The organism is Humibacter antri, assembly GCF_054777235.1.
In genome coordinates this window covers 185,114-201,494 of the sequence record NZ_BAAHAW010000019.1, presented here as the reverse complement: position 1 = coordinate 201,494, position 16,381 = coordinate 185,114, and the positions used below count along the sequence as shown (strand labels likewise).

The following is a 16,381-nucleotide window of genomic DNA, read 5'->3' as shown; positions in this document are numbered from 1 at the left end:
CTTGTTGTCGTTCTGGACGTCACTCACAGGTTCAGCCCACCTTCCCGGGCGCCGTCGGCGATCGCCGCGACCCGACCCGCGTACTTGTTGCCGCCACGGTCGAACACGACCTCCTCGATGCCGGCCTGCTTGGCACGTTCGGCGACCAGCTCGCCGACCCTGCGGGCCTTGGCGGTCTTGTCACCGTCGAATGCGCGCAGGTCGGCCTCGAGAGTCGAGGCTGACGCGAGGGTGTGGCCCTTGGAGTCGTCGACGACCTGCACGAAGACGTGCCGCGCGGAGCGGGTCACGACCAGACGCGGACGCGTATCCGTGCCCACGACCTTCTTGCGAAGGCGCGCGTGCCGGCGGGCGCGTGCCGCTGACTTGCTCTTGACGCTCATGCTTACTTACCAGCCTTTCCGGCCTTGCGGCGGACGACCTCGCCTGCGTAGCGGATGCCCTTGCCCTTGTACGGTTCCGGCTTCTTGATCTTGCGGATGTTCGCAGCGGTCTCACCGACCGCCTGCTTGTCGATGCCGGCGACGGTGACCTTGTTGTTGCCCTCGACGGTCAGCGTGATGCCGGTCGGCGGCTCGATGGTGACGGGGTGCGAGAAACCGAGCGCGAACTCGATGGACGAGCCCTTCTGCGCCACGCGGTATCCCGTGCCGACGATCTCGAGGCCCTTCGAGTATCCCTGGGTGACGCCGATGATCTGGTTGTTGATCAGCGTGCGTGTGAGGCCGTGCAGCGAACGCGAATTGCGCTCGTCGTCAGGGCGGCTGACGAGAACCTGGTTCTCGGCGAGCTTCACCTGGATGGGCTGGGCCACGGTGAGCGACAGCTCGCCCTTGGGGCCCTTGACTGTCACATCCTGGCCGTCGATCTTGACGTCGACGCCTGCCGGGATGTCGATGGGGAGTCTTCCGATTCGGGACATCTCGCTACCACACGTAGGCGAGGACTTCCCCGCCGACGCCCTTCTTCTCGGCCTCGCGGTCGGTGAGCAGACCGGAGGAGGTGGACAGGATGGCGACGCCGAGTCCGCCGAGCACACGGGGAAGCTCTGTGGACTTCGCGTACACGCGCAGCCCTGGCTTGGAGACGCGCTTGATGCCCGCGATCGAACGCTCGCGGTTCGGGCCGAACTTGAGGTCAAGCGTGAGGGTCTGCCCGACACGCGCGTCTGCGAGGCTCCAGTCGGAGATGTAGCCCTCGTTCTTGAGAATCTCGGCGATGTGCGCCTTGAGCTTCGAGTTCGGCATCGAGACGGTGTCGTGGTACGCCGAGTTCGCGTTGCGCAGTCTGGTCAGCATGTCTGCGACCGGATCTGTCATGGTCATGGGTTGTTTCCTTCGCTCATCCGGTATCCGGGCCCTTTACAAGAGAACGGACCGTAGATGGAGGGCACGGCGGCTGCCGGTCCCGGGGTGGGTCAGTCGTTCGACTTGAACGGGAAGCCGAGCGCCTTCAGCAGCGCGCGACCCTCGTCATCCGTCTTCGCCGTGGTGACGACCGTGATGTCGAAACCGCGCACGCGGTCGATCTTGTCCTGGTCGATCTCGTGGAAGATCGACTGCTCCTGCACGCCGAACGTGTAGTTGCCGTGCCCGTCGAACTGCCGGTCGGACAGACCACGGAAGTCGCGGATGCGCGGCAGCGACAGCGACAGCAGGCGGTCGAGGAACTCCCAGGCACGGTCGCCGCGCAGCGTGACGTGCGCACCGATCGGCTGGCCCTCGCGGAGCTTGAACTGCGCGATCGACTGGCGAGCCTTGGTGACCTGCGGCTTCTGGCCGGTGATCTTGGTGAGGTCGGCGACCGCACCGTCGATGATCTTGCCGTCGCGGGCAGCGTCACCGACGCCCGTGTTGACGACGATCTTCGTCAGCGACGGGATCTGGTGAACGTTGCCGTACGCGAACTGCTCTTTGAGCTGGGCCGCGATCTCGTTCTTGTACTTCTGCTTCAGGCGCGGCTGGACCCGGTTCGAGGGCGCGCCAGCCTGCGCGGCAGTTGCGGTGTCGGTCATTACAGGTCCTTACCTGACTTCTTGGCGTAGCGGACGCGGACGGTCTTGGTGCGGCCGTCCTTCGTCACCTTCTCCTCGCGGAAGCCCACACGCGTCGGCTTCTTGGTCTCGGGGTCGACGAGCGCCACATTCGATACGTGGATCGACGCCTCGTGGGTCTCAAGGCCACCGGTCTTGGAGCCGCGCTGGGTCTGGCCGACCTTGACGTGCTTGGTGACGTAGTTCACGCCCTCCACCACGACACGGTTCTGCTCCTGGAGCACCTCGATGACCTTGCCCTGCTTGCCGCGGTCTCCGCCGCGCGCCTGGCTCGGGCCCGAGATCACCTGCACCAGGTCGCCCTTCTTGATGTTCGCCATGATCAGATCACCTCCGGTGCCAGCGAGATGATCTTCATGAACTTCTTGTCGCGGAGCTCGCGACCGACCGGTCCGAAGATGCGGGTGCCGCGCGGCTCGCCGTTGGGGTTCAAGATCACCGCGGCATTCTCGTCGAATTTGATGTACGAGCCGTCTGCGCGGCGCGTGTTCTTCTTGGTGCGCACGATGACCGCCTTGACGACATCGCCCTTCTTGACGTTGCCGCCGGGGATGGCATCCTTCACGGTCGCCACGATCGTGTCGCCGAGACCGGCGTACCGACGGCTCGAGCCACCGAGAACGCGGATCGTCAGCAACTCCTTGGCGCCCGTGTTGTCGGCGACCTTGACGCGTGATTCCTGCTGAAGCACTTGTCTAACTCCTTGTCACAAGCAAGCCCGAAGGCCTACTTGGCCTTCTCGAGGATCTCGACCAGGCGCCAGCGCTTGGTCGCGCTGATCGGACGGGTCTCGTTGATGATCACGAGGTCGCCGACACCGGCGGTGTTCGACTCATCGTGCGCCTTCACCTTGGTGGTGCGGCGGATCACCTTGCCGTACAGCGGGTGCTTCACGCGGTCCTCGACCTCGACGACGATGGTCTTGTCCATCTTGTCGCTGACGACGTAGCCACGACGGGACTTGCGGTAGCCACGGGCGCCCGCCTGCTTGACGTCGTGCTCGGCGTGCTCGTGGCCGGCGGTCTCCGCCGTCGCGGCCGTCTCGGCCGATGCCTTGGTGGCAGCCATTACTCCGCCTCCTCCTTCGTCTCGGCCTCTGCCTCAGCAGCCTCGGCCTTCTTGCTCTTTTTTGCAGCCTTGGCGGGAACCTCGACCGGCGCCGGCGTCGCACGGATGCCGAGCTCGCGCTCGCGGATGACCGTGTAGATGCGGGCGATGTCGCGCTTGACTGCGCGCAGCCGGCCGTGGCTCTCGAGCTGGCCGGTGGCCGACTGGAAGCGCAGATTGAACAGCTCTTCCTTGGCCTTCTTCAGCTCATCGACGAGCTTCTCGTCGTCGAACGTGTCGAGCTCGGTGGGGACGAGCTCCTTGGATCCGATCGCCATTACGCGTCGCCCTCCTCGCGCTTGATGATGCGTGCCTTGAGGGGCAGCTTGTGGATGGCACGGGTGAGTGCCTCGCGGGCAAGCGCCTCGTTGACGCCTGCGACCTCGAAGAGCACGCGGCCCGGCTTGACGTTGGCGACCCACCATTCCGGCGAGCCCTTACCGGAGCCCATGCGGGTCTCGGCAGGCTTCTTCGTGATCGGACGGTCAGGGTAGATGTTGATCCACACCTTGCCGCCACGCTTGATGTGACGCGTCATGGCGATACGAGCGGACTCGATCTGACGGTTCGTCACGTAAGCGGGAGTCAGGGCCTGGATGCCGAACTCGCCGAAGCTCACCGTCGTGCCGCCGGTCGCCTGGCCGCTACGGCCGGGATGGTGCTGCTTGCGGTGCTTGACTCTGCGGGGAATCAACATGGTTATGCACTGGCTCCTTCTGCCGCGGGGGCCTCGGCCTGAGCACGGGGCGCACGGCGCGCACGGTCGCTGCGCTCGGGCCGGCCGGACTTGGCGGCGGCCTGCTCACGCGCGAGTTCCTTGTTGGTGATGTCGCCCTTGTAGATCCAGACCTTCACGCCGATGCGGCCGAAAGTGGTCTTGGCCTCGTAGAACCCGTAGTCGATGTTCGCGCGCAGCGTGTGCAGCGGCACACGACCCTCGCGGTAGAACTCCGACCGGCTCATCTCGGCGCCGCCGAGGCGACCGGAGACCTGGATGCGCACACCCTTGGCACCGGCGCGCTGTGCACCCTGCAGGCCCTTGCGCATCGCACGGCGGAATGCCACGCGAGCGGAGAGCTGCTCGGCGATGCCCTGGGCGACGAGCTGCGCATCCGTCTCGGGGTTCTTCACCTCGAGGATGTTCAGCTGGATCTGCTTGCCGGTGAGCTTCTCGAGGTCTGCGCGGATGCGCTCGGCCTCGGCACCGCGACGACCGATCACGATGCCGGGGCGCGCGGTGTGGATGTCCACCCGCACGCGATCACGGGTGCGCTCGATCTCGATGCGCGAAACGCCGGCCCGGTCGAGCTGCGTCTTCAGCAGCGTGCGGATCTTGACGTCTTCGGCGATGTAGTCGGCGTAACGCTGACCGGGCTTCGTCGAGTCCGAGAACCAGTGCGACACGTGGTCCGTGGTGATTCCCAGACGGAAGCCGTAGGGGTTGACCTTCTGACCCATTACTTCGTCCCCTCGTCAGGTGTGGCCAGCACGACGGTGATGTGGCTGGTGCGCTTGTTGATGCGGAACGCGCGGCCCTGTGCGCGGGGCTGGAAACGCTTCAGCGTGGTGCCCTCGTCGACGAAGGCGCGGCTCACGTAGAGGTCTCGCTCGTCTAGGTACTGATTCGAGGCGTCGGCCTTGACCCGGGCATTCGCGATTGCGGATGCCACGAGCTTGTAGACCGGCTCGCTCGCGCCCTGTGGGGCGAACTTCAGGATGGCCAGGGCCTCTTGCGCCTGCTTGCCGCGGATCAGGTTGACGACGCGACGAGCCTTCTGAGGCGTAACGCGGATGTGTCGCACGCGTGCGATCGACTCCACCATGTCTTTCTCCTCCTTATGTCACCGCGTCAGCGGCGACGACCCTTCTTGTCGTCCTTCACGTGTCCCCGGAAGGTGCGGGTCGGGGCGAACTCCCCGAGCTTGTGGCCGACCATCGTCTCGGTGACGAAGACCGGGATGTGCTTGCGGCCGTCGTGCACGGCGATCGTGTGGCCGAGCATGGCCGGCACGATCATCGAACGACGCGACCAGGTCTTGATGACGTTCTTGCTGCCGGACTCGTTCGCACGGACCACCTTGGTAAGCAGGTGCTCGTCGACGAAGGGGCCCTTCTTGAGACTGCGAGGCATCTTCTACTAACTCCTACTTGCGCTTCTTGCCAGCGGTGCGGCGGCGGACGATCAGCTTGTCGCTTTCCTTGTTCGGATGGCGCGTGCGGCCTTCCTTCTTGCCCCACGGGCTGACCGGGTGGCGACCACCGGAGGTCTTGCCCTCACCACCACCGTGCGGGTGGTCGATCGGGTTCATCGCGACACCACGCACCGTGGGGCGGACGCCCTTCCAGCGCATGCGGCCGGCCTTGCCCCAGTTGATGTTCGACTGCTCGGCGTTGCCGACCTCGCCGATCGTGGCGCGGCAGCGGGCATCCACATTCCGGATCTCGCCGGAGGGCATGCGCAACTGGGCGTAGGGGCCGTCCTTGGCGACGAGACGCACGGATGAACCGGCCGAGCGGGCGATCTTCGCGCCCCCGCCGGGCTTCAGCTCGATCGCGTGGATGACCGTACCGGTCGGGATGTTCCGCAGCGGCAGGTTGTTGCCGGGCTTGATGTCGGCGTTCGGCCCCGACTCCACGATGTCGCCCTGCTTGAGCTTGTCGGGAGCGATGATGTAGCGCTTGGTGCCGTCTACGAAGTGAAGCAGCGCGATGCGTGCCGTGCGGTTCGGGTCGTACTCGATGTGCGCGACCTTGGCGTTGACCCCGTCCTTGTCGTTGCGACGGAAGTCGATGACGCGGTACTGGCGCTTGTGGCCACCGCCGATGTGGCGAGTGGTGATGCGACCCTGGTTGTTGCGACCACCGGTCTTCGACAGCGGCTTGAGCAGCGACTTCTCGGGCGTCGATCGGGTGATCTCGGCGAAGTCGGCGACCGACGAGCCGCGGCGACCGGGGGTCGTCGGCTTGTACTTGCGAATAGCCATGGTTGTTCCCTTGCCCCCTAGCCGACAGCCGTGAAGATGTCGATGGAACCGGACTTGAGGGTGACGATGGCGCGCTTGGTGTCCTTGCGCTTGCCCATGCCGAACTTGGTGCGGCGCGTCTTGCCCTGTCGGTTGAGAGTGTTGACGGATGCGACCTCGACCTTGAAGATCTTCTCGATCGCGAGCTTGATCTCGGTCTTGTTCGAGCGGGGGTCGACGAGGAACGTGTACTTGCCCTCGTCGATGAGCGAGTAGCTCTTCTCGGACACGACCGGAGCGATGATGACGTCGCGCGGGTCCTTGTTGATGGCGGGCATTACGCGTTCACCTCTTCCTTACCGTGGGTTGAGGAGGCGGCCTTACCGCCGTCTCGAAGCCCGCTCTTGGACGCGACGAACGAGTCGAAGGCAGCCTTGGTGAAGACGATGTCGTCGGAGACGAGCACGTCGTACGCGTTCAGTTGGTCGAACGGCAGCGTGTGGACGGTCGGGATGTTCCGAACGCTCTTCACGCCCGTCTCGTCGTCGCGCTCGGTGACGATGAGCACGTGCTTCGAGGTCGCGATGCCGTTCAGCAGTGACACGGCGACCTTCGTCGAAGGGGTCTCGCCGACGACGAGCGACTCCACCACGTGGATTCGCTCACCACGAGCGCGGTCGCTGAGCGAGCCGAGCAGCGCTGCGGCGATCATCTTCTTCGGGGTGCGCTGCGCGTAGCTACGCGGCGTCGGGCCATGCACGATGCCGCCGCCGGTCATCTGCGGAGCGCGGATGGAGCCCTGGCGGGCACGACCGGTGCCCTTCTGCTTGAACGGCTTGCGGCCTGCGCCGGAGACCTCGCCGCGGTTCTTGGTCTTGTGCGTGCCCTGGCGCGCGGCGGCGAGCTGCGCGACGACGACCTGGTGGATCAGCGGAACGTTGACCTGAACGTCGAAGATCTCCGCGGGCAGCTCGACGGAACCGGACTTCTTTCCGGCCGCGTCGAAAACGTCGATCGAGGTAGCCATGACTACGCTCCCTTCACTGCGTTGCGGACGAAGACGATGCGGCCGCGCGCGCCGGGAACCGCGCCCTTGACGAGCAGCAGGCCCTTGGCCGCGTCGACCGAGTGCACCGTGAGGTTGAGCACGGTCACGCGCTCGGCGCCCATGCGACCGGCCATGCGCATGCCCTTGAACACCCGGCTCGGGGTCGAGGATGCGCCGATCGAACCCGGCTTGCGGTGGTTGCGGTGCGAACCGTGCGAAGACGAGACGCCCTGGAAGTTGTGACGCTTCATCACACCGGCGGTGCCCTTGCCCTTCGAGGTTCCGACGACGTCGACCTTCTGGCCGGCCCCGAAGGTGCCCTCTACGGTGAGCTCCTGGCCTGCGGTGTAGTCGGCGGCATCCGCCGTGCGCACCTCGGTGAGGTGGCGACGCGGGGTGACACCCGCCTTCTCGAAGTGGCCGGTGGCCGGCTTGTTCACCTTGCGCGGGTCGATGGCGCCCGTGGCGATCTGCACGGCGCTGTAGCCGTCGACCTCGGGGGTGCGGATCTGCGTGACCACGTTGGGTGTGATCTCGACGACGGTCACGGGGATGAGCTTGTTGTTCTCGTCCCACACCTGGGTCATGCCGAGCTTCTTGCCGAGCAGACCCTTGACGGTCTTGGTCTCAGTAGTAGACATGGATGAGCCCCTACAGCTTGATCTCGATGTTGACGTCGGCCGGCAGGTCGAGACGCATGAGCGAGTCGACGGCCTTCGGCGTCGGGTCGATGATGTCGATGAGCCGCTTGTGCGTGCGCATCTCGAAGTGCTCGCGGCTGTCCTTGTACTTGTGGGGCGAACGGATGACGCACACCACGTTCTTCTCGGTGGGGAGCGGCACCGGCCCGACGACCTGAGCACCGGCACGGGTCACCGTGTCGACGATCTTGCGCGCCGAGCTGTCGATGACCTCGTGGTCATACGACTTAAGCCGGATGCGGATCTTCTGTCCCGCCATATCTGACTCTCTCTCTACTTGATTCAGGCGTCGTACGGCAGTCAGAGCCGCATTGGACGCGTCGCGTGTCACCGACCCCCGCGCTCGGGCGTGTCGCCCTCGCAGAGCACATGGATAGCCCATGGGCTCGTGGATGTCGATTAAGCTCGTTCTTCTGCCCGCGGCCTAGCCTGAACTCATGAGGGCTCGATCCTTGAAAGGATCAGCCGGCTCGAAGCGGCTATGCACTGCCTGGCAGTGATTCGGTCCACCACGCGCAGGCGCGCGGCACCGAAATGTCGAACCCCAAAAGTTTGCCAGATTCAGCGGGCCCGTGCAACTCGGGCGTGTCGCGGCCCGGCACGGTCCCGGTTATCCCCCATTCCGGGGCCCTCGCATCCATGGCCGGTAGTCTGAAAGGCGGTCGGGACGCCAGCGGGAGACAAAGTGACATTTCGGCAAGCTTTGAGCGCCATCTGGCAGCGACGACTGCTCATCATCGCGGTCGTCGTGATCGCCTTAGGGGTCGCTGCGATCTTCCTCGCGCGTCAGGCGCCCGTCTACACGTCGACCATCAGCGTGCGGATGAGCTCACTGGCCGCCGGCGCCTCCTCCAGCGGGCAGATCGGCACGGCATCCGTCGACTTCGACCCGGAGAGCATCACCTCGCCCACCGTGCTGGACGCCGCGGCGAAAGACGTGGGCGAACCCGCCTCGTCCACGGCGTCGTGGGATGTGACCGCCACTCTCGGCCAGACCCAGTCCCAGACGGCGTCGAAGGTGATCACGATCACCGCGAACGGCACCAGCGCGGAGCAGGCGAAGAAGCACGCGGATGCTGTCGCGAAGTCGTACAACAGCTATCTCGAGGGCCAGACCGCAAAGGCGAGGGCCGCCGCCGAGGCTCAGGCGGCGCAGTGGACGGCCTCGGCCGAGTCCTACCAGGCGCAGGTCAACCTGAATCCGGCCAACTCGATCGCACAGTCGAACCTGGCGGGCGCCATCAGCTCACTGGCGAGCGCGAACAACACGGTGCAGAAGATCGACAACGCCGGGGCACCCCTGACCGTCACCAAGGCAGCGACACCTGGCCAGTTCCAGGGCACGAGCCCGCTCGTCGCACTCGCGGTCGCCCTAGCGGCCGGACTCGTCGCCGGCATCGGCATCGCTCTCATCTGGGATGCGTTCGACGACAGGCTCCGCGGCGAAGACGAAATAGAGGCGATCACCGACGTTCCCTCGCTCGGGGAGCTCAGTCTCGACAAGCGCATGCAGCGTCGTGGCGACTGGCTGCCCGCGGCGGGCCGCAAACGCACCTCGCTCAACGAAGGCCTCCGCGCCCTGCGCACCACGCTGCAAGTACTGATGCCGCAGGGCAACGATGCGATCGTGGTGACCAGCGTCGAGCCGGGCGACGGCAAGACGTTCATCTCCTCGAATCTTGCGATCGCCTGGGCGCGCACGGGCAAGCACGTCGTGCTGGTAGGTGGCGACCTGCGCAAGCCGAGCCTCCCTGATCTGTTCGGCGATATCGCAACCGGCAGAGGCCTTACTGAACTCCTCCAGTCGGCGGCGACCAACGGCCAGGCACCGAGCACCGAGCAGATCGCCGCCTGTCTGAACCGCACCAAGTTCCGTGGGCTGAGCATCCTGCCCGCCGGATCAGAACCGTACGACCCGGCGGACCTCCTCGCAGTGGAGGCACTGGGCGACATCGTCGCGTCTCTGCGCGGCATGTGCGACATCGTCGTCATCGACTCGCCGCCCTCCCTGGCGCTCGTGGACGCAAGCCTGCTCGCGGCTCACGCCGACGGAGCGGTGCTCGTGGCATCCATCCGCCGAACCCTGCGCAAGCGGCTGGTCGAGACGGTGCACGCACTGACCGGCAACGGCATCACGGTGCTGGGCGTGGTGGCCAATCGCTCGCGGCGGCGCATCCCGAAGTCCTACTCGGCGTACTACGGATCCGGATCGTCCCGACGCCAGGCCTCGGCCGTGGGGCGCACTGGAGCGCAACGGAAGGGTGCGCCGGAGCAGCCGCCGGTCGAGGATGACGACACCTTCGAGGACGTCATCGGTGGCGACCGGGAGAATGCGGCACGCACGGGTCTCCCCACGCAACCGCCGGCTGATGCCTCGCGCGAGGTCGCCGGCCTGACGGCCGAACTCGAGGATTGGCAGGAGCCCCGGCCCGGCGGCGACAACGGGCGGCGGCGCGGTTCCTCCGAAGACGAGAAGGTCTGATCGTGCAGGGCTCGTCCTACGGCGACGAGGTGGGCGGCCCGGAAGCGGCGCCAGGAGTGACGGGCATTCTCTTCGTCTGCACGGCGAATCAATGCCGTTCGGCGATGGCCGAGGCGATCGCACGACGCCGGTTCGCCGGCCTGCCGTTCGCGTTCGCGTCTGCCGGACTCATCGAGGGCGGGCACCCGATGCCGCCTGCCGGTCTGCAGGTCGCACGCGAGAACGGGTTCGACCTCTCGGGCCATCTGAGCCGACGCGCTGACCGGCGCCGGCTTGGCGCGTGGGATGTGATCCTCACCATGTCGAGGCAGCACGTGCGGGAGCTCGTCGCAGCGGACGCCGAGCTCTGGCCACGGGTCTTCACGCTGCCCCAGTTCGTGCGATGGCTCGACGAGCATCCCCCCCGACGACACGTACTGCTGGGTGAGTGGATCGACCTCGCCGCCGAGGGGCGCCCGCGCTCCGACATGATCGGCTCGAGCGACGAGGACGACATCGCCGACCCGGTCGACCAGCCGCCGGAGGCGTGGCGGGTGCTCGTAGCCGAGCTGACGCGCGACATCGATCGCCTCGCAGCGCATCTCGTCGCCGACCGCGGAACAGCCGCCGCAAGCGGACGAGCTCGTCGGCTCGGCTCGGGTTAGGCTTTCGCGCCGGCCACCGCTTCGGCACCCATCCAGTCCGAAATGCGTGCACCGAACGTGGAGCCGTCGAAGAGCTGTGCGCGCCGGCGACAGGAATCCGCGTCCATCGCGATCGCCGCCTCGACAGCGCGACGCAGCTCGGTCGGATCCGTCGAGCGGAAGAGCGAGCCGGTCACGCCGTCTTCCACGGTCTCGGCGGCACCACCGATCGCGTTGCCCACGACGGGTGTCCCCGCGGCCATCGCCTCGACAGGCATGATGCCGAAGTCTTCGATCGGCGGGAAGAAGAACACTGCTGCTCTACGGTAAAGAGCCCGCAGCAGTTCGTCGGAAGGTCGCGCGACGAACGTCACGCGCCCCGGCTCTTGGGCCGCCAGTGCGGTGAGCCGTTCTCGCTCAGGGCCGTCGCCTGCGATCACCACCGGCAGATCGGCGGCGACGCCCGCCTCGATGGCCAGGTCGACCCGCTTGTACGGGACGAACCGCGAGGCCCCGAGCAGGTACCCGTGTGGCAAGGAGTCGAGAACCTTCAGCTCGTCGACTGTCAGTTCGTCGTCGCTGCCCGGGAAGACGCTCAGATCTACCGGCGGATAGATCACTGTGCTTTCCCGGTCCCAACAGCGAGCGATGCGGTCGGCCACGAATCTGCTGTTCGCCGCGATCTTCTCAGGCTCGAGGGCCCGACGGCGATCGATCGAGCGCAATGGACCGGCGATGAGCCGTGCGAGGGGTCCGTCGCCCCGTTGGTCGATGCCCGGTTCCCAGATGTATCTGGCCGGGCTGTGCGTGTAGACGAACTTCGGCACGTCACGCTCGGGCGACAGCATTCTGGCGTGGTGCGCGAAGAGATGCGTGCAGCACAGCATCCAGTCGGCGTCGATGGCGGGCAGGCGGCGCCACCATTCGAGCAGGAACGGTATCGATGCGGCCTTGTGCCTGCGCAGCGGGGTGCGCGCCAGCCAGCTCTCCCGCACGCGACCCGGGCCGTATCGGTCGGGCACGTCGTCCCACGGCGTGACGATCGGGGCATCCGGGAACTTCGCCGCCAGCGCATCGACGACTCGTTCGCCGCCGCCCACCGACTCGAGCCACTCGTGGACGATCACACCGGCCACGTGCACACCCCCGTTCCGCCCTCGCGGATCGCCCGAGGAACCCTCACCATACCGGCCCCCCGGCTCGTTCGTGCAGCGAGTCGAGCACCTCGCGGAAGTCGGCGACCCTGTCCCGCCAGTCAGGCACCTCCTGGGTCTCCGCGGTGGGGCTCCAACTGCGCAGTCGCGTCGCGACCTCCCGGGGGAACTGCGGTGCCGGTGCGGCCACGACGCCTGCGGCAGCCCGGAACCCGGCGACCCGCGTGCTCACCGTCGGCCGACCGACCGCCCGATATTCGTACAGTTTGAGGGGGTCGAGACTCTCGGTGAACTCGTCGACGACGTGCGGCACGATCAGCACGTGCGCGTGCTGGAGGTAGGCCGGTATGTCGTCGCGGTTCCTGGAACCGGCCAGCAGGATACGCGGATGCGCATGCAGTCGCGCGCTGTTCGCCGGGGTGAGCGCGTCGGGGCCGAGCATCATCACCACCGCATGCTCCGCGGCGTCCGCCGTGCGTTCGACCAGGTCGATGTCGAGACGATCCTCGTGAAGGGTTCCGACGTAGAGGGCCACGGGTTCGTCGGGGAAGTCGGTCGGCCGTGGGTGAGGGCGACGGTAACGATCGACGTCGACGGCGTTCGGAATGAGTCTGACCGCACGGTCTCGGCCCTTGGTGCCCGACAACCCCGTCGAGCACACGACGACCTCGTCGCAGCGTCGCAGCAGCTCGGCGTCCCCGGCCACGATGCGCTCGTGCTCTCGTTCGCCGCGTCCCGCCGCCGTCCAGTCGTCCGTCACGTCGTACAGGCTGGGCCATCCGAACGCGTCCAGGAGCGCGGACCGGCCCGGATCGTTGACCCACAGCATCCCGTTGCGCCAGCCGAGGCGGGATGCGGCATGACGGATGCCTGCGGTCACCAGCTCGTCCGCGAACCGCCCCGCGCGTCGAGGCAGCGCCTTCGTCGGCTGGTAGAGATGCAACCGGCCGCCGTAACCGTCGGCCGTGCGCATCCCGCGACCTCGTGCGGCACGCCGACCGGACGCCAGGGCGAAGAGCGGGTCCGCCGGAGGCTCGACGAACAGCACATCGAGTTCGGGGTCGGACCGCAGCAGCCCGTCGATGAGGTACTGATTGCGCCGCCAGACCTCGTCCCATTCCTCGAGCGACGCGACGACCAATCGTTTCCGCCGATCGGTGGACGGTGCAACGCTCATCAAGCGGCGCTCCTCGAGCCGAGGTCCGGCCCGCCGTGGGGGTGAGCACGCACGACCGCCTCGAGCAGGGCATGAGTGGCGGCTGTCTGATCGCGAACGCCGAACGCTTCCCGTTGCCGCTCGCGGAGCGCGTCTCCGTAGTCGCTGCGTCGCCGAGGGTCGGCCATGAGTTCATCGAGGAGTCGCGCGGCGGCCTCGACGTCGCCGGCCGCGAAGAGCGCCGCGCCCGGCACGGACCCCACCGTCTCCAGGTGCCCGCCCGCGGCCGACGCCACGACGGGAAGGCCGTACGACATGGCTTCGAGCACCGAGAGTCCCAGCCCTTCGCGAGGTGTCGGCGCTATCAGCACAGATGCCCGTCGGAACCACTCGACCACGTCGTTCTGGAACCCGACGAAATCGACCGAATCGGCCGTGCCGAGCTCCGCGGCGAGCGCACGAAGAGGTTCGCGTTCCGTGCCGTCACCGGCGATAACGAGTCGCCACCCCTCGTGTCGACCGGTTGCCGCCCATGCGCGCACCGCCACATCGGTCTGCTTCTCCGGCTCGAGCCTTTGCATGACGAGCACGATGCGCTCCCTGCCCGACTCGTCGACGTGCGGAGCATCGTGCACACCGGTGTGCACGACCACGCTCCCGCCCTCGATGTTCTCCGCGACGTAGTGCGAGATGGCGAGCTGACCGGCGATCCGGCGGCCCGCCATGCCGGCGAGCGCACGGTTCACCGGGTTGCCGCCCCGGCGAGCAGCGAAGTGCCTGGCGCTCACGACGGGAACGCGCTTGAGTGCGCCGGCCGCAACACCCGCCAGATCGGCCAGCGTCATGTGCGTGACGATGACATCGGCATCCGGAATGCGCCGCAGCGCGCCGAGCGCGGCCAGCGCCGTCGACCCGGGATGCCACGCCACGCCTCGTGTGCGCATCGCGGCGCCCATGGTCTCGGCGCCACCGCCGACGACGGTCAGTCGGCATCCGGCATCCTGCAGCGCGATCGCCGACTGCAGCACGTATCGCTCCACTCCGGCGAACGCCTCCGAGCACACGACATGGACGACATGCAGCCCGTCGCCCTGCAGGCGTCGCGGCCGAGGCCGGCGCCTCGGGCCAACTGCACCGGACTCCACGCGCATCGGTCCGAGCCGGAACAGGGCGGCTCTCCTTCGTGCCGCCGCGCCGCGCTCGCCCGGCAGCACCGCTCCGCGTACGGCCGCACCGAGGAGGACACCCGCGCGGTAGACCTGCCATCCGAAGCCACCGTGGTGCTTGCGGATGTACCGCTCCGCGCTCCCGTAGAAGTGACGCTCCCTCACGCGCGGGTCGCCCCCTGTGCCGGCGCCCTCGTGCGTGGCGTCGACATCGGCAACGGCGATGCGCCAGCCCCGCGATCGTGCGCGGCGCTGCCAGTCCGTCTCTTCCGCATAGAGGAAGAACCGTTCGTCGAGACGCCCCAGGTCGTCGAGAGCGCTGCGACGGAGCAGCAGCGCCGACCCGATGGCGAAGTCGTGGGCGCGCCGCAGTCTCCCTAGGCCGACGGCCTCGATCCATGCCCCCGCGGGCGTAGGGAATGGCCACCACACGCGTACGCGTCCGCCCGTCTCCGGATCCGTCTGCGTCGCCCCGACTGCGGCGATCCGTTCCGACGAGTGCAGGAGGTCGTGCATCCGTTCGACACCGTCAGGGCTGATGCGCGCGTCCGGGTTCAGCAGGAGCACATCACGCCCCGCGTCGGCGGATTGGTCGATCGCGGCGAGCCCGCGGTTGACGCCTCCTGCGAATCCCAGGTTGCGCTCCGCATCGATGTACTGAGCGTGGTGCCGTTCGGCCAGTGCGCGCGTCTCAGGCAGCGACGAGTTGTCGACGACGGTGACGTGATGACTGTCGCGCAGCGCCGCCAGGCAGCACTCGAGCGGCTCCGGTGAGCCGTAGGCGACGATCAGCACATGCGGTGAAGGCTCGGTGCCGACGCCCGCTCCTCGCACGACGGACTCATAGAGGTCACGATGCATGCCGGCCACGTTCTGCCAGGTGAACCGTGCCGAGCGCTCCAGTCCGCGCCTCCTCAGCTCACTCCACCGCTCGGGCACGAGCGCATCCGCGATGCCCGCTGCGAGGGCGAGCGGATCTCCCGGCGGCACCAGCACACCGGCGTCGCCGACGACATCAGGGATCGCTCCCGAGTCGCTCGCCACAACGGGTACGCCCGATGCCATCGCCTCGACAGCCACCCGGCAGAATTGCTCGAGCCAGTTCGGGCGAGGCAGAGAGGGCACGACGACCACGTCGAGCTCTCTGTATCGCGCGGCCAGTTCCGGTCCGCCGAGGAATCCCTCGAATCGCACGCGGTTCGCGATGCCGAGGCTTTCCGCCATGCGTTCGAGTTCTGGGCGCTGCGGCCCCTCCCCTGTGATGCGCAGGAACCACTCGACGTGCGCCGCGACTGCGCTGAGCAGAACGTCGACGCCCTTGTGCGATTCGAGCCTTCCGACATAGCCGATGGTCTTCGTGCCTCGCATGGGCGGCCGCCGGTGCGCCGGCTCGAACACGCGAACGTCGACGCCGAGAGGGATCTCCACCGCCGGCCCCCCGAGGCCCTTCGACCGCAGGATCTCGCCCGCCTCTGAGTTGCAGACATATGCGGCGGCGGCCCCTCGCAGAGCCACGCGTTCGAACCAGCGGAATGGCAAGGGATATCTCTTGTGGATGTTCTGCGCCGAGTAGAGCACATATGGCGCCCTGCTGCGGCGGAGCCGGCGCAGCAGCAGTACCTCGGCGGTCGCGAGCGCGTTCGGCTCCTCGTGCAGGTCGATCAGATCCGGATGGCTGCCGATCGCACGCCAGATCGGGCGCGGGTCGTACGCGAACAAACTCGGATGCCTTCCCACCGTACGCGCCGCGAACACGAAGTCGTCGTCGCGGGCATCAAGGCGCACGTCTCGGCCGCCCTCGTTCCAGACCTCGGCGGAGATGAGCTCCACCTCGACACCCTGCTTGCTGAGCTCGCGCTCCCTTTGCCGCCACTCGGCCACGACGGCGTGATGGGCGATACGGAGCACCTTCATGGCTGGCCTCGGGG

22 protein-coding genes are annotated in these 16,381 nt (G+C 67.3%); 2 read left to right on the top strand and 20 right to left on the bottom strand.

The features are described 5' to 3' along the window. Positions 1-23: 23 nt before the first annotated feature. The 17 genes from rplR to rpsJ form a co-directional block, all read right to left on the bottom strand. Positions 24-383: a 50S ribosomal protein L18 gene (rplR, locus tag ACYVDK_RS07315; RefSeq protein ID WP_460520120.1), complete on the bottom strand. Its 360-nt coding sequence runs from the start codon at positions 381-383 to the stop codon at positions 24-26. A gap of 2 nt (positions 384-385) precedes the next feature. Continuing rightward, positions 386-922, bottom strand: coding sequence for a 50S ribosomal protein L6 (gene rplF / locus ACYVDK_RS07310; protein ID WP_460520117.1), 537 nt, complete (start codon positions 920-922; stop codon positions 386-388). A 4-nt stretch (positions 923-926) separates the two neighbouring features. Then, positions 927-1,325: a 30S ribosomal protein S8 gene (gene rpsH / locus ACYVDK_RS07305; protein ID WP_460520114.1), complete on the bottom strand. Its 399-nt coding sequence runs from the start codon at positions 1,323-1,325 to the stop codon at positions 927-929. A 92-nt stretch (positions 1,326-1,417) separates the two neighbouring features. Continuing rightward, the gene (rplE, locus tag ACYVDK_RS07300; protein WP_460520111.1) at positions 1,418-2,014 is read right to left on the bottom strand and encodes a large ribosomal subunit protein uL5; all 597 of its coding nucleotides are present in this window, start codon (positions 2,012-2,014) and stop codon (positions 1,418-1,420) included. Continuing rightward, positions 2,014-2,373, bottom strand: a complete 360-nt coding sequence (gene rplX / locus ACYVDK_RS07295) for a 50S ribosomal protein L24 (RefSeq protein WP_460520108.1) — start codon at positions 2,371-2,373, stop codon at positions 2,014-2,016. Before rplX ends, rplE begins: the two co-directional genes overlap by 1 nt. A 2-nt stretch (positions 2,374-2,375) precedes the next feature. Next, positions 2,376-2,744, bottom strand: a complete 369-nt coding sequence (gene rplN / locus ACYVDK_RS07290; protein ID WP_460520105.1) for a large ribosomal subunit protein uL14 — start codon at positions 2,742-2,744, stop codon at positions 2,376-2,378. A gap of 35 nt (positions 2,745-2,779) precedes the next feature. Beyond that, complete coding sequence (gene rpsQ / locus ACYVDK_RS07285) at positions 2,780-3,121, bottom strand: small ribosomal subunit protein uS17 (protein ID WP_460520102.1); 342 nt, start codon at positions 3,119-3,121, stop codon at positions 2,780-2,782. Further along, entirely contained in the window at positions 3,121-3,438 is a 318-nt protein-coding gene (gene rpmC / locus ACYVDK_RS07280; RefSeq protein WP_460520099.1) for a large ribosomal subunit protein uL29, read from the bottom strand. The genes rpsQ and rpmC overlap by 1 nt, the downstream gene beginning before the upstream one ends. After that, positions 3,438-3,857, bottom strand: a complete 420-nt coding sequence (gene rplP, locus ACYVDK_RS07275) for a large ribosomal subunit protein uL16 (RefSeq protein ID WP_460520096.1) — start codon at positions 3,855-3,857, stop codon at positions 3,438-3,440. Before rplP ends, rpmC begins: the two co-directional genes overlap by 1 nt. Positions 3,858-3,859: 2 nt before the next feature. Continuing rightward, on the bottom strand, positions 3,860-4,618 hold the full coding sequence (gene rpsC, locus ACYVDK_RS07270) for a small ribosomal subunit protein uS3 (RefSeq protein WP_460520093.1): 759 nt from the start codon (positions 4,616-4,618) through the stop codon (positions 3,860-3,862). Beyond that, the gene (gene rplV / locus ACYVDK_RS07265) at positions 4,618-4,983 is read right to left on the bottom strand and encodes a 50S ribosomal protein L22 (protein ID WP_325454887.1); all 366 of its coding nucleotides are present in this window, start codon (positions 4,981-4,983) and stop codon (positions 4,618-4,620) included. Before rplV ends, rpsC begins: the two co-directional genes overlap by 1 nt. Positions 4,984-5,009: 26 nt before the next feature. Beyond that, positions 5,010-5,291 (bottom strand): 30S ribosomal protein S19, encoded by a 282-nt coding sequence (gene rpsS / locus ACYVDK_RS07260; protein WP_022900930.1) that lies wholly within the window; start codon positions 5,289-5,291, stop codon positions 5,010-5,012. A 13-nt stretch (positions 5,292-5,304) separates the two neighbouring features. After that, positions 5,305-6,144, bottom strand: a complete 840-nt coding sequence (gene rplB, locus ACYVDK_RS07255; protein ID WP_460520089.1) for a large ribosomal subunit protein uL2 — start codon at positions 6,142-6,144, stop codon at positions 5,305-5,307. Between the two features lie 17 nt (positions 6,145-6,161). After that, positions 6,162-6,461 (bottom strand): uL23 family ribosomal protein, encoded by a 300-nt coding sequence (rplW, locus tag ACYVDK_RS07250; RefSeq protein WP_460520086.1) that lies wholly within the window; start codon positions 6,459-6,461, stop codon positions 6,162-6,164. Beyond that, complete coding sequence (gene rplD, locus ACYVDK_RS07245; protein WP_460520083.1) at positions 6,461-7,150, bottom strand: 50S ribosomal protein L4; 690 nt, start codon at positions 7,148-7,150, stop codon at positions 6,461-6,463. Before rplD ends, rplW begins: the two co-directional genes overlap by 1 nt. 2 nt (positions 7,151-7,152) lie before the next feature. Next, complete coding sequence (gene rplC, locus ACYVDK_RS07240) at positions 7,153-7,812, bottom strand: large ribosomal subunit protein uL3 (protein ID WP_460520080.1); 660 nt, start codon at positions 7,810-7,812, stop codon at positions 7,153-7,155. Between the two features lie 10 nt (positions 7,813-7,822). Then, positions 7,823-8,131, bottom strand: coding sequence for a small ribosomal subunit protein uS10 (rpsJ, locus tag ACYVDK_RS07235; protein WP_460520077.1), 309 nt, complete (start codon positions 8,129-8,131; stop codon positions 7,823-7,825). Between the two features lie 426 nt (positions 8,132-8,557). Here rpsJ and ACYVDK_RS07230 point away from each other — a divergent pair, with 426 nt between their 5' ends. Together ACYVDK_RS07230 and ACYVDK_RS07225 are read left to right on the top strand one after the other, a co-directional pair. Then, on the top strand, positions 8,558-10,354 hold the full coding sequence (locus ACYVDK_RS07230) for a polysaccharide biosynthesis tyrosine autokinase (RefSeq protein ID WP_460520074.1): 1,797 nt from the start codon (positions 8,558-8,560) through the stop codon (positions 10,352-10,354). 2 nt (positions 10,355-10,356) lie between these two features. Then, positions 10,357-10,998 (top strand): low molecular weight phosphatase family protein, encoded by a 642-nt coding sequence (locus tag ACYVDK_RS07225; RefSeq protein WP_460520073.1) that lies wholly within the window; start codon positions 10,357-10,359, stop codon positions 10,996-10,998. On the opposite strand, the gene ACYVDK_RS07220 is transcribed toward ACYVDK_RS07225, so the two are convergent. Genes ACYVDK_RS07220 through ACYVDK_RS07210 form a run of 3 tightly spaced genes read right to left on the bottom strand, consistent with a single transcriptional unit; the run spans position 10,995 to position 16,367 of the window. After that, complete coding sequence (locus tag ACYVDK_RS07220) at positions 10,995-12,113, bottom strand: glycosyltransferase (protein ID WP_460520070.1); 1,119 nt, start codon at positions 12,111-12,113, stop codon at positions 10,995-10,997. The two genes, ACYVDK_RS07225 and ACYVDK_RS07220, sit on opposite strands and share 4 nt — an antisense overlap. A 43-nt stretch (positions 12,114-12,156) precedes the next feature. Next, a complete protein-coding gene (locus ACYVDK_RS07215; RefSeq protein ID WP_460520067.1) occupies positions 12,157-13,308 on the bottom strand; it encodes a glycosyltransferase family protein in 1,152 nt (383 codons plus the stop codon). After that, positions 13,308-16,367 carry a glycosyltransferase gene (locus ACYVDK_RS07210; protein ID WP_460520064.1) on the bottom strand — a complete coding sequence of 1,020 codons (3,060 nt, stop codon included), beginning with the start codon at positions 16,365-16,367 and terminating at the stop codon, positions 13,308-13,310. The genes ACYVDK_RS07215 and ACYVDK_RS07210 overlap by 1 nt, the downstream gene beginning before the upstream one ends. Positions 16,368-16,381: the final 14 nt, after the last annotated feature.

What these genes read in the sequence shown, in the direction of transcription:
- rplR (WP_460520120.1), bottom strand. Translation starts at nt 383, where the DNA reads ATGAGCGTCAAGAGCAAGTCAGCGGCACGCGCCCGCCGGCACGCGCGC.
- rplF (WP_460520117.1), bottom strand. Translation starts at nt 922, where the DNA reads ATGTCCCGAATCGGAAGACTCCCCATCGACATCCCGGCAGGCGTCGAC.
- rpsH (WP_460520114.1), bottom strand. Translation starts at nt 1,325, where the DNA reads ATGACCATGACAGATCCGGTCGCAGACATGCTGACCAGACTGCGCAAC.
- rplE (WP_460520111.1), bottom strand. Translation starts at nt 2,014, where the DNA reads ATGACCGACACCGCAACTGCCGCGCAGGCTGGCGCGCCCTCGAACCGG.
- rplX (WP_460520108.1), bottom strand. Translation starts at nt 2,373, where the DNA reads ATGGCGAACATCAAGAAGGGCGACCTGGTGCAGGTGATCTCGGGCCCG.
- rpsQ (WP_460520102.1), bottom strand. Translation starts at nt 3,121, where the DNA reads ATGGCTGCCACCAAGGCATCGGCCGAGACGGCCGCGACGGCGGAGACC.
- rpmC (WP_460520099.1), bottom strand. Translation starts at nt 3,438, where the DNA reads ATGGCGATCGGATCCAAGGAGCTCGTCCCCACCGAGCTCGACACGTTC.
- rplP (WP_460520096.1), bottom strand. Translation starts at nt 3,857, where the DNA reads ATGTTGATTCCCCGCAGAGTCAAGCACCGCAAGCAGCACCATCCCGGC.
- rpsC (WP_460520093.1), bottom strand. Translation starts at nt 4,618, where the DNA reads ATGGGTCAGAAGGTCAACCCCTACGGCTTCCGTCTGGGAATCACCACG.
- rplV (WP_325454887.1), bottom strand. Translation starts at nt 4,983, where the DNA reads ATGGTGGAGTCGATCGCACGCGTGCGACACATCCGCGTTACGCCTCAG.
- rpsS (WP_022900930.1), bottom strand. Translation starts at nt 5,291, where the DNA reads ATGCCTCGCAGTCTCAAGAAGGGCCCCTTCGTCGACGAGCACCTGCTT.
- rplB (WP_460520089.1), bottom strand. Translation starts at nt 6,144, where the DNA reads ATGGCTATTCGCAAGTACAAGCCGACGACCCCCGGTCGCCGCGGCTCG.
- rplW (WP_460520086.1), bottom strand. Translation starts at nt 6,461, where the DNA reads ATGCCCGCCATCAACAAGGACCCGCGCGACGTCATCATCGCTCCGGTC.
- rplD (WP_460520083.1), bottom strand. Translation starts at nt 7,150, where the DNA reads ATGGCTACCTCGATCGACGTTTTCGACGCGGCCGGAAAGAAGTCCGGT.
- rplC (WP_460520080.1), bottom strand. Translation starts at nt 7,812, where the DNA reads ATGTCTACTACTGAGACCAAGACCGTCAAGGGTCTGCTCGGCAAGAAG.
- rpsJ (WP_460520077.1), bottom strand. Translation starts at nt 8,131, where the DNA reads ATGGCGGGACAGAAGATCCGCATCCGGCTTAAGTCGTATGACCACGAG.
- ACYVDK_RS07215 (WP_460520067.1), bottom strand. Translation starts at nt 13,308, where the DNA reads ATGAGCGTTGCACCGTCCACCGATCGGCGGAAACGATTGGTCGTCGCG.
- ACYVDK_RS07210 (WP_460520064.1), bottom strand. Translation starts at nt 16,367, where the DNA reads ATGAAGGTGCTCCGTATCGCCCATCACGCCGTCGTGGCCGAGTGGCGG.